9 protein-coding genes and 1 pseudogene are annotated in these 11,137 nt (G+C 72.0%); 6 read left to right on the forward strand and 4 right to left on the reverse strand.

The window, feature by feature from the left end; translation table 11 throughout:
- Positions 1–92: 92 nt before the first annotated feature.
- Together ACG2DA_RS04920 and ACG2DA_RS04925 are read left to right on the forward strand one after the other, a co-directional pair.
- Positions 93–1,946, forward strand: coding sequence for a phospho-sugar mutase (locus tag ACG2DA_RS04920; protein ID WP_395254360.1), 1,854 nt, complete (start codon positions 93–95; stop codon positions 1,944–1,946).
- A complete protein-coding gene (locus ACG2DA_RS04925; protein ID WP_395254361.1) occupies positions 1,946–2,875 on the forward strand; it encodes a UbiA family prenyltransferase in 930 nt (309 codons plus the stop codon). The genes ACG2DA_RS04920 and ACG2DA_RS04925 overlap by 1 nt, the downstream gene beginning before the upstream one ends.
- Positions 2,876–2,941: 66 nt before the next feature.
- Here the strand turns inward: ACG2DA_RS04925 and ACG2DA_RS04930 are convergent, their stop codons facing one another.
- From ACG2DA_RS04930 to ACG2DA_RS04940, 3 genes are all read right to left on the reverse strand, one after another.
- Entirely contained in the window at positions 2,942–4,021 is a 1,080-nt protein-coding gene (locus ACG2DA_RS04930) for a twin-arginine translocase subunit TatC (RefSeq protein ID WP_395254362.1), read from the reverse strand.
- Between the two features lie 36 nt (positions 4,022–4,057).
- On the reverse strand, positions 4,058–5,809 hold the full coding sequence (locus ACG2DA_RS04935; protein ID WP_395254363.1) for a hypothetical protein: 1,752 nt from the start codon (positions 5,807–5,809) through the stop codon (positions 4,058–4,060).
- A gap of 162 nt (positions 5,810–5,971) precedes the next feature.
- Positions 5,972–6,625 (reverse strand): RsmD family RNA methyltransferase, encoded by a 654-nt coding sequence (locus ACG2DA_RS04940; protein WP_395254364.1) that lies wholly within the window; start codon positions 6,623–6,625, stop codon positions 5,972–5,974.
- A gap of 117 nt (positions 6,626–6,742) precedes the next feature.
- Between ACG2DA_RS04940 and ACG2DA_RS04945 the strand changes: the two genes are divergently transcribed.
- From ACG2DA_RS04945 to ACG2DA_RS04955, 3 genes are read left to right on the forward strand one after another with little or no spacing between them, the layout of a single operon-like run.
- On the forward strand, positions 6,743–7,948 hold the full coding sequence (locus ACG2DA_RS04945) for a hypothetical protein (RefSeq protein WP_395254365.1): 1,206 nt from the start codon (positions 6,743–6,745) through the stop codon (positions 7,946–7,948).
- Between the two features lie 60 nt (positions 7,949–8,008).
- The gene (locus ACG2DA_RS04950; protein WP_395254366.1) at positions 8,009–9,220 is read left to right on the forward strand and encodes a hypothetical protein; all 1,212 of its coding nucleotides are present in this window, start codon (positions 8,009–8,011) and stop codon (positions 9,218–9,220) included.
- A gap of 58 nt (positions 9,221–9,278) precedes the next feature.
- Entirely contained in the window at positions 9,279–10,109 is an 831-nt protein-coding gene (locus ACG2DA_RS04955; RefSeq protein WP_395254367.1) for a class I SAM-dependent methyltransferase, read from the forward strand.
- Between the two features lie 36 nt (positions 10,110–10,145).
- Here the strand turns inward: ACG2DA_RS04955 and ACG2DA_RS04960 are convergent, their stop codons facing one another.
- On the reverse strand, positions 10,146–10,727 hold the full coding sequence (locus tag ACG2DA_RS04960) for a Uma2 family endonuclease (RefSeq protein WP_395254368.1): 582 nt from the start codon (positions 10,725–10,727) through the stop codon (positions 10,146–10,148).
- A 130-nt stretch (positions 10,728–10,857) separates the two neighbouring features.
- On the opposite strand from ACG2DA_RS04960, the pseudogene ACG2DA_RS04965 reads away from it, so the two are divergent.
- Positions 10,858–11,137 (forward strand): annotated as a pseudogene (locus ACG2DA_RS04965) (hypothetical protein); the annotation flags it as partial.

The raw sequence follows: 11,137 nt of genomic DNA on the forward strand, positions 1-11,137 counted from the left end.
GGCGGGAACGGAATGCGGCGGGGAGGCGGGACGCCCGCCGCGGACAGTCGTTACACTCCCCGCCGCGCCAGACCGCCCAGAAGGTTCGAACCGTGCCCGACGCCGCACCGCCCCCCCCCGCCCTGCCCGAAGTCGCCGCCGCCGTCGAACGCGGGGACTTGTCCGCCGGCGCCGCGGAGAACCTCGCCCGCGCCCTCGCCGACGAGCACCGCTCCGGCAGTCACGCCGCGATCCGCGACCTGATCGCCGCCGGCGACTGGGCGGAACTGGACGCCCTCTACTTCGAGGTGATCCCTTTCGGCACCGGCGGCCGCCGCGGCCGGATGAGCGATCACGGCACCGCGACGATGAACCCCCGCACCGTCGCCGAGAGCGCCGACGGGCTGGCCCGTTACCTCGCCTCGCAGTTCCCGGAAAAGGCGGCCAAGCGGGGCGGGCTGTCGGCGGCGGTCGCCCACGACACCCGCAACCGCAGCGAGGAGTTCGCCCGGCTGACCGCCACCACCCTGGCGGCCCGCGGCGTGCGGACCTACATGTTCCGCGGCTTCCGCAGCACGCCGGAGCTGTCCTTCGCCGTCCGCCACCTGGATTGCGATGCCGGCGTGGTCGTCTCCGCCAGCCACAACCCGCCGTCGGACAACGGCTTCAAGGCGTACTGGAACACCGGCGGGCAGGTCCTGCCCCCGCACGACCGCGGCATCATCGACGCGGTCTACGCCAGCGGGAAGATCCCCACGATCGACTTCGACGAGGCCGTCGACGACGGGCTGATCGAAGTGATCGGCGAGGAGGTGGACTCCGCCTACGTCTCCGCGGTCGCGAACCTCAGCCTCTCCAGCAACCGGGACGTGACGGCCGTCTACACCTCGCTGCACGGCGTGGGCGAGACCAACGTCTTCAACGTGCTGGACCGGGCCGGCTTCCGCGGGGTCGAGCTGCTCGCCTCCCAGCGCGACCCGGACGGCGGCTTCCCCACCGTCGACGCCAACTTCCCCAACCCGGAACGGATCGAGGTCTACGGCCCGGCGATCGAACGGGCGAAGGAGATTGACGCCGACCTCGTCCTCGCCACCGACCCGGACAGCGACCGCCTCGGCGTCTGCGCCAAGGGGAGCGGTGGGGAATACCGGCACATCAGCGGGAACCGGATCGGTGCGCTGATCTGCGATCACGTCCTGCGGAAACGCTCCCAGCAGGGCACGCTGCCGGCCAACGGCTACGTCGTCGAGACGCTGGTCACCACTCGGCTGATCGGCGAGATCGCCAAGGCCCAGAACGTGCGGGTGATCGACGACCTGCTCGTCGGCTTCAAGTACATCGGTCAGACGATGGACCAGGAGGGGCCGGACGCCTTCGTGTTCGGGGCGGAGGAGTCGCTGGGCTACCTCGCCGGGCAGTACGCCCGGGACAAGGACGCCGCCGTCGCCGCTCTGTACGTCATGGAGCTGGCCGCCAGCCTGAAGGCCGGCGGCAAGACGCTGCACGACCGGCTCGACGAACTGTTCGTCGCCCACGGCTACCACACCGAAGGCCAGTTCAGCGAGAAGCTGCCCGGCAGCGGGGGGCGGGAGATCACCGCCAAACTGATGGCCGCCTTCCGGACCGACCCGCCCACCACGCTCGGCGGGATCGAGTTGGCGAAGGTCTACGACTACGCGGACCATGAAGTGCGGTCGTTGCCCACCAACGAACGTAGCGAGGCCCTGCCGGAGCCGGACGGGAACCTGCTGATCTTCCAGAGCGACGCCGGCTCCGGCACCGCGGTGCGAGTCGCCGTGCGGCCCAGCGGCACGGAGCCGAAGATCAAGTTCTACACCTTCGCCACCGCCCCGGTCTCCGACGCCGGCGCCCTGCCGAACGTGAAGGCCGCGACGGACGCGACGCTCTCCAAGGTGCAGAACGATCTGTCCGCCTGGGTCGCCGCGAAGCTGGACGAGCTGTCCTAGTGGCCGATTCCGCCTCGACCACGACCTTCAACCTGCGTCCCTGGCTGCGGTTGGTCCGCCTGCCGGCGCTGTTCACCGCCCCGGCGGACGTGCTGGCCGGCTACGCCATCCTGCACGGCGGCTGGTCGCCCTGGCCGCCGCTCGTCGCGCTGGTCGGCGCCGGCGTCTGCCTGTACGCCGGGGGGATGGTGTTGAACGACTGGTTCGACCGGGACCGCGACGCTGCCGCCCGCTCCGACCGCCCGCTGCCGGCCGGCGAGATCGACGCCCGGGCCGCGGCGTTCCTCGGGTTCGGCCTGCTGGCGGGCGGCGTCGCGTTGGGCTTTCTCGGCGGGGCCCTCGCCGGGAACGCGGTGCGGAGCGGGCTGGTCGCCCTCGCCGTCGCGGCGCTGGTGATCCTCTACGACGGCCCGCTCAAGCGCACCCTGCTGGCCTGCCCGACGATGGGCGCCTGCCGGGCGACGAACCTGCTGCTCGGCGCCAGCGCCCTGCCCTTCCTGCACCACTCCGGGGCCTGGACGGTGGCCGTGGCGATGGGCTGCTACGTCGGCGGCGTGACGCTGTACGCCCGCCGCGAGTCCACGACCAGCGACACGCAGCTGCTCACCACCGGGCTGGTCGCGGTCTGCCTCGGTTTGGCCACGCTGGCCTATGCTTACTTCACGCAGGACTGGGTGCGGGCCTCCCCCCTGCTGCCCGCCGCGGTGCTGGCGACGGTGGCGATCTCCGTGATTCGGCGGATGGCCGCCGGGCTGTCGGACCCGAAGCCGGAGGTCGTCGGCCCCGCGGTGGGCGTGGCGATCATGAGCATCATCACCCTGGGGGCCGTCAACGTGATGGCCGCCACCGCCGACGCCGCCCTGACGCTGATCGCGATCCTCCCGCTCGTTCCCGCCGTGTTGCTGAAGCGAGTCGCGGCCGTCACCTGACGTTCGCCCGGCCTCCGGGAAGCAGCCCGGCCTTCGGGATGCCCCGCGCAAGCAGGCGGGGGCGAATCAGGCCTCGATCTTGGCGTGCTCCTCGGCCTCCTCGCCGAAGGGGCTTTCGACGCCGGGGGTGGGGAAGTGCTCGCACATCCAGATGCCCACGAAGTACAGGCCGACCAGCGGGATCATCATCGCCAGCATCGAGCCGGGGTCCGACGGCGTCATCAGCACGCTGATCCCGGCGATCACGAGGATCGCCATGCGGACGTTCGCCCGGTAGAACTCGCTCTCGATGATGCCCAGCCGGTTCAGGGCGAGCATCACCAGCGGGAGTTGGAAGCTCAGCCCGAACATCGCCGGCAGCATCAGCGCGAAGCTGAACCACTTGCTGGCGTCGATCAGCGGGACGGTCTCGACCAGGTCGTTGAAGCTCAGCAGGAACGGGAGCACGAACTGGAACACGACCGTGAAGCAGAACGCGGCCCCGGCGAAGAACAGCCCCAGGCTGATCGGCAGGTACAGGTAGACGTACTTCCGCTCGTGCGGGTACAGCCCCGCCCCGACGAACATCCACAGCTCCCAGAAGATCCCCGGGCTGGCGAAGGCGAAGGCGGTCACCAGGATCGCCTTGATGTAGATCATGAACGGTCCGATCAGCTCGTTAGAGACGAGGCCGTTCGACAGGTTGGAGCGCCCGCTGAAGACCGCGGCCTGCTCCGGGGTGAGCCGCAGGGCGAGGGTGACGATCTCGTCGTCCGGCCCCTCCATCAGCTTCCGCACCTCCCCGCGGGGGGCGCGGAGGACGAGCAGGTCGCTCGCCGTCGGCGTCTCGTCAATCGGCTCCTCGCCGGTCGCCTGCTCGACCGTTTGCTCGGCCACCTCGCCGGAGAAGGCTTTCTTGAGGTTATCCCAGAACCCGCCGCCGACGATCTCGTCGCCGGTGGCCAGTTTCTCCTCGCCGGGGACGTAGTCCTCCAGGGCCGCGTTGATCGGGGCGGTGGCGAGGTCCAGCACGTCCTCGGCGAGGTACGCCGCCGGAATGCAGGCGACCAGCAGATAGATCACGCACCGGAACAGGTGCGCCCGCAGCGCTTCGAGGTGCTCCCCGAAGGACATCGTGCTGTCGGCGAAAAGGTCCGGGACGGCCATGCGGGTCAGCGGCAGGGAAAGAAACGGAGCGCCATCTTAGGCCGCGGGACCGATCGCGGCGCCCCCGCCGGCCACCTGCAGGGCGAATGCGAGGAACTGGAGCAGCGTCACGCCGACCGACCACACGAAGACGTACTTCATGCGGTTCCAGAACATCACCAGGAACGCGAGACCGACGAAGACGTTCGCGATCGGGATCAGGTGTCCCACGCCCCACTTCCAGTCCTCGCTGAAGGCGATGGCGATTTGCGTGAGACCGGCAGCCAGTCCCGAGAGGCCGCAGGCCATCCCCAGCCCGGTGCCGATGCCCGTTAGCAGGGACACGTTGTCGCCGAGCGATGAGAAGGCGAACCCGCCCACGAGGCCCAGCACCGCGGTGACGCCGACGATCGCCCCGACCTTCTGCCAGGTCAGCCCCTCGGGCTCCTTGTCGTCCATCAAATCGCCCAGTTCGTCCGTCCGCTTCATCTTGGGGACGTACTTCTTCTCCTTGGCGAGGGTGATCAGCCCGAGGCTGGGGCGGAACATCTTCGCCAGCAGCCCCGCGGGCCGGGCCGCGTAGACGGCCCCGAAACCGAACAGGAAGGACAGCGGCACCAGCGCCACGCCGGGGATCAGGAAGGCGTTCCAGTCGATCGTCTTGAGGGCGGACTCCTCCACTTTGACATCGTCCCGTTTGGCCTCCGCCGCTTCCGCCGCCGCGGCCCGGTAGACGGCGCCGTTCGACTCCATCGCGTTCAGCGTGTCGACGACCCGTTGACCGGACACCGCCGCCGTTCCGCCGAGAACGCCCAGGAACGGCAGGAACGCGGCGAATGTCAGCGCCGCCCAGAACAGCACCGGGCCGGCGTTCTTCGCCGTGCCGGAGGCGACCGTGAAGAAGTTCCACCCCGGCGCCGAGACCGGCATCGCCATGTGGCCCAGCCCGGCCGGCCAGAACAGGAACGTCGCCAGCGCGTGCAGGGCGAGGGAGCCCAGGAAGATCGTCGGGCCGGCGTCCATCACCATCCACGCGGCGAAGGCGATCAGGTCCAGCACGGTCATCGGCCAGATCGCGACCGCCGCCCAGATCGCGATCCGCGGGGCCTTCGCGACGCAGTCCAGCACGTCGAACCGGAACCGCTTGAACTTCTGCTTGTTGTCGAAGGTCAGGGAGGTAACCGCCTCCTGCAACACCCACAGGCACCCTGGGACGAACAGCGTGCCGACCACCGCCGGCAGGCCCCAGAACAACTTCGGCGGGGTGAAGGCGCAGTACCGCACGATCACCCAGCAGGCGCAGGCGATTCCGCCCGCCAGCAGCGTGAGCACGCCCAACCGGACGGCGACGTCGACGTTCTTCTTGAGAAACGCGAAGGCGTCGCCCGCGGCGGTCGAGTAGAAAACCCGCGGGTCCTCCCCGCGGGCCTTATACTTCTGCTTGCGGCGTGCCGTGGCGCCCTGGCCGCCGGTCAGCAGGTCGGCGCCGCACTTCGGGCACTCGGAGACCTCGGCGCCCTCCTCCTGTTCGATGACGGTGCCGCAGCGGGGACAGACCTCCGTCTCGCGGTCCTCCACCCGGGACAGATCCAGGCCGGCGATGAACTCGCCGGTCTCCGGCGGACCGGCGGCGACCGGTTCGCGGCGGCGGGTCTTCTTCCGCTTGGCCGCGGGGGCCGCGGCGGCCCCGCCCTCGGCCGGCACCGGCACCCGGCCGCCGCAGCTGGGGCACTTCAACGCCTTGCCGCGGGCCTTGTCCGGGGCCTTCAACTTCTTGGCGCACTCCGGGCAGACGACCGGGACCGGCATGGCGGGGGGGCGGGAACGACGGGGGACGGGACCGGGGAGAATCCGCCCCCGGGACGCGGGGCGGACGCGGCACCCTACCATTCTCCGGCGCCCCCCGCCCGCGTCGAGTCGCCGGGAAGAATCACGCCGCGCGGGAACGACCCGCACGACCGGTCCGGTCGGTCACTCCTCCTCGCCGTCGGCTAGTTCCTCGTCGGCCGACGGCCCGTCCGCGGGCTCGGCGTCGAACGGGGCCCGGTCGCACATCAGGAACTTCATCCCGCCCACCCGCAGTTCGCGGTACTGCGTCCATTCCGGCGGCGGAGCGATGTCCAACTCCGTCGGCACCCTCAGGACTAACTCCGCGTCCGCGGCGCAGAGTTTCGGCCGGGCGACCCGTTGCAGACTCTTGTACAGCGGCCGACCCGGTTCGATGCCGGACGCCATTTTGTAAGGCGGGTCGAAGAACAGCAGGTCGTAGGGCAGCAGATTCAGCGCCTGCTCAGGACCCGGGCGGGGGCGAAAGCTGGTCCGCAGGATGTCCACCCGCCAAGTCACGCTGATCTCCTCCACGCCCAGCCGTGCGACGTTCTGCTTCAGCAGGCCGTGGGTGCGTTTGTCGGCTTCGAGGAAGACGCATCCCGCCGCCCCGCGGGAGAGGGCCTCCAGCCCGATCGTGCCGGTGCCCGCGAAGGCGTCCAGCACCCGCCGGCCGGGCAGTTCGCCGCCGAGGTTCTCGAACAGCTGCTCCTTCGCCCGGTCCGTGATCGGGCGGGTCTGCGCGCCGGCGGGCGGGAGCAGGCTCCGCCGTTTGAACTTCCCGGCGACGATCCGCATGAGGGCCGGGTAGGGGCGTGAGAAAAGGGGGCGGCAGAGAACGGACGGGCCGGCATTCTAACGCCTCGCCCCGACGGTACGATCGTCCCGATGGGAGCCGCAGTCAGACGAGACGTTGTGAACCGAACCCCCGCCCCGTTCGACCCGAACGAAGACCTCGCCCCCGACGGCACGCCGCTCGCCGCTCGGCTGCCCGACGCGGCGGATTGGTTGCCGACGCTCGAACCGGGCGACGGGGAGGCCGCCGCGCTGGTCGCCCGGCTGGCCGCCCTCTGCGACCGCCGCGGCGTGCCGGCGTTCGCTCCGCCGGGGAAGGAGAATCGCATCGCCGCGGCGCTGCGGCGCCTGGCGGAGCCGATCGACTGGCCGGAGGGGGCGGCGGCGCCCCGGTTGCTCGCCGCCCTGCCGCCGAACCGCGCCCGCGGCCTGTCCTTCCCGCCTTGGGAACGGGACGCGGCCCCGGGGTTCCTCTCCGATCCGGCCGCCGTCGGGCTGCTCCGCAGCGGTTGGAACCGCACCGCGGACGCCGTCGCGCTCGCGTGGCCGGACGGCGGCCCCTCGCTCGAACTGCGGGCCAGGGGCCGGCGATTGTTCAGCGGGACCTGGGGCCTGAGCGTGGCAATCGACGGCGACCCGCTGGACCTGACGGACGGTTGGGCATGCGTCTGCCACCACGCCGACGACGACGGCGGGTTCCTCGAACTGCAATGGTCGGGCGAGTGTGCGGCCGGCCCGGTGCGGGTCGAACGGCAGGCGTTTCTCTCCCGCGACGGCGGGTTCGCGGCGCTGTCGGACGCCGTCCGGCTGACCGGGCCGGAGGCGACGGACGCGGTTGTGGAGCACGCGATGACGCTGCCGGTCGCCGCCGGCCTGTCCGCCGGCGTGGCCCCGGACACCCGCGAGGCCCGGCTGTTCGGCGGCCGCAAGAACTGGCAGCGCGGCCGCGTCTTCCCCCTCGCCCTGCCGCAGTACCCCGGCGGGCCGGAGCCGGGTTCGATCGAGGCGGCCGACGCGGCGCTGACGGTGCGGCATCGCGCCCGCGGCGGGTTGGTCGCCCCGGTGGCGATCGACTGGAACCGCTGGCGGGAGGACGACCCCGCCGACTGGCGCACGCTGACCGTCACCGAGAACCGTCGCCGCCTCGGTCCCGCCCACGCCGGCGCCCACCGGCTGCGGATCGGCCGCAAACATCACCTGTTCCTCTACCGCCGCACCGACGACTCCCCCGCCCCCCGGGCGGCGCTGGGGCATCATCACTCCTGGGAAACGTTGATCGCCCGCTTCTCCCGCAAGGGGGAGGTCTCCCCGCTGCTGCGGGTCTGACGGGAGGCCGCTGAGCGGGCGCCGGCCGACGGTCGGCGGGAGAACGGCGTTCCGGATAGGATGAACGTTATGTTAGACCACGCCGCCCTGTTCGCCGCCCTCGACGACGCGTCGCCCGACCGGGTTCTGGACGAGTTGGTGGAACGGCTCCGCGCCGCCGACGAGCCGGACCTGCTGTTCGACGCCCTGCTGTTGCAGGCCAAACGGGATCTCGGGGCGCCGGGGGTGCGGCCCTCCACTTTCGACGGCGTGCCGGAGGAGCAAGCCGAATCCTTCGAGAAGGCCTACCTCGAAGCCGCCCGCGAGGTCGCCCGCCGGCACGCCGACGCCGGCCGGCTGGACCGGGCCTTCGACTACGCCCGCACCATCGGCGAGCCGCCCCTGCTGCGGCCGTATCTGGAGGACGTCGACCCGCAGGACTACGTCGGACCGGACAGCGACGAGGAGCGCTTCGAACTGCTGACCAGCATCGCCCTGGAGGAGGGCGTGCACCCGGAACTCGGCGCCCGGCTGATGCTCGCCGGCCGGGGGACCTGCAACACGGTGACGGCCGTGGACGCCCTCTGGCCCCGGTTCAAACCGGAGGAACGGGCCGCCGTCGCCGCGGTGTTGGCGGACCACCTGCACGCCGAACTGCTGGCGAACGTCGCCGCGGAGATCGCCGCCCACCCCTCCGGCGGCGAGGTTCCGGAGAATCCGACCTCCCTCCGCCCGCTGCTGGCCGGCCGGCCGTGGCTCATGGCGGATATGGCCTATCACACGGACGTCTCCCACCTGCAGGCGGTGATCCGCAACGGCCGGGAGCTGCCGCCGGATCATCCGGCGTTCGACAAGGTCGTCGAACTGGCCGAGTACGGGGCCAAGCTCGATCCGACGCTGCAATACCCCGGCCGGGCCCCGTTCACGGAGTTCTACCCGGCCCACCTGAGGTATCTCGCGGCGCTCGCCGGCCGGGGGCGGGAGGAGGCGTTCCGGTACTTCGAGGGCCGCATGAACGCCGCCGACGACCACGACCGCCCGGCCGCGGCGATCGAACTGGTCCACCTGCTGAAGCGCTGCGGCGAGACCGACCGGGCCGTAGCCCTCGCCCGGCAGGAACTGCGGGACCGGGAGGACGCGATCTTCTCCTTCGCCGACCTCTGCCGGGAGCTGGACCGGCTGGACGCCCTCGCCGACGCCGCCAAAGAAGCCGACGACCCCGTCCGCTACGCCGCGGCGCTGAGCGTGAAGGGGGAAGGCGAACGGCGGACGGCGGAAGGCGACGGGGCCTGATCGCGGCCGCGTCTCTCCCGTTACCTTCCGCCTTCCCCTTCAGCCCTCCGCCTTTCCCGTGCACCTGCCCCGCAACGCCGCCGCGTGGGATCGGCTGGCCCGGGAGGGCAGCGGGTTCGCCCGCGTCGCCACGGACGAGCAGATTGCCGACCCGCGGGGGACGCTGGATTCCCGCGGTTGGCTGCCCGCGGAGTTGGAGGGAAAGCGCGTGCTCTGCCTCGGCGCCGGCGGGGGCTGGCAGAGCGTGCTGTACGCGGCCCTCGGCTGCCGGACGACGGTGGTGGACCTGTCCGAGGCGATGTTGGACCTCGACCGCCGCGAGGCCGCCCGTCGGGGGTTCGGTTCCCTCATCACCCCGGTGCGGGCGGACATGAGCGCCCTGCCCGACGACTTACCCGGGGCGCCGTTCGACGTCGTGCACCAGCCCGTCAGCGCCTGCTACGTGCCGGATCTCTCCGCCGTCTACGCCGGCGTCGCCCGCCTGCTGCGGCCCGACGGGCTCTATATCGTCCAGCACAAACAGCCGGCGAGCCTGCAGTGCTTCGGCCCCCTGCCCGACGGCGGCTACCGCCTCGGGGCCGAATACCACCGGGGCGAGGGAACCGGGAACCGCCGGCTGCCGGACCCGGACCCCCACACCGCCGCGGCCGGCCTGCGGGAGGCCGGCTGTGTCGAGTACCTGCACACCTGGCGGCAGCTGATCGGCGACCTGTGCGGCGCCGGCTTTGTGATCGAGGACCTCACCGAACCGTACCACGCCGACCCGCAGGCCCCCGCCGGCAGCGCCGGCCACCGCGCCCGGTTCCTGCCGCCGTACGTGCGGATCAAGGCCCGGCGGGTGACGACGCCGCCTCGAACCGGCGGTAAGCGAACGATCCTGCTGGGATAGCCCGGGTTTCCGAACCGTCCGGAAGGACTCATCGGACTACGCCGCTCCCGCCTTCCGCGTCCACCACTCCGGCTCGGCGAACAGTTCTTCCACCGTCGGGCCGAACGCCGGGAGCACGTCGGTCGTGAGGCGGTTGGAACCCCCGACGGTCTGCGGGGCGGCGTGCGGACGGGCGATGGTCACCGTCAGTTCCGACAGGTCCGCGATCCAGACCGCGGCGACGCCGGCGGCGTGGTACTCCTCGATCCGCCGGCCCACCTCCCGGCGGCGGTCCGGGGTGCCGGGAACCTCCACGACGAGGGCCGGCACCGCGTTCGCGATCTCCCGGTCCATCTGCTCGAACACGCCCCGGGCGAACAGGCAAGCGGCGGGGAACCGCACCGTGTCCGGGTCGGCGGCGGTTTGCAGGCCGGTCTCGAACACCGCTCCCACGCCGAACTGACCGTTCGCCGCCCCCTGCCCCGCGGCGGCGGCGAAGGCCTTCGACAGGTTCAGCACGAAGGTGCCGTGCAGCGGCTCCGGCGGGGCGAAGGCGACCGGCTCGCCCTCAATCAATTCAGTCCAGCGGCCGCCGTCCGGCAGGTCGGCCCGGGTCGCGGCGAAGGTGGCGGCGTCCATCGGGCGACCGGCGGCGGGGAAGCGAACGGGGGAAGGAACCGCGTCATCGTCCGCCCCCGGACCGGCCGAGGCAACGCCCCGCCGGCGCCGCCCCGTGGCGGACCGCCCCCCGCCCGCCTACCGTGACGGCGTGCCGCCCCCGTCCCCGACCGCCGACGCCCCGCCCGGCTCCGTCGGCCGTACGGCCGACGGATTGACGGCCGCGGAACTCGACCGCCGCCTCGCCGCCCACCGCCGCGGGACCGGGGTCGCCCGGTTTCTCCGTCACCTCGCCGCCCCGCTGGCGGGCGCCCTGTTGCTCGCCGGCGGGATCGCGCTGGCTCAGCGGTTGCGGGGCGACGAGCCGACGCCGGCCCTGTGGGCGCTGGCCCTCGGCACGGCGACGGCCGGCCTGTTCGCCCAGCGGCGGG

This window comes from Alienimonas sp. DA493 (assembly GCF_043951915.1).
GTDB lineage: Bacteria > Planctomycetota > Planctomycetia > Planctomycetales > Planctomycetaceae > Alienimonas.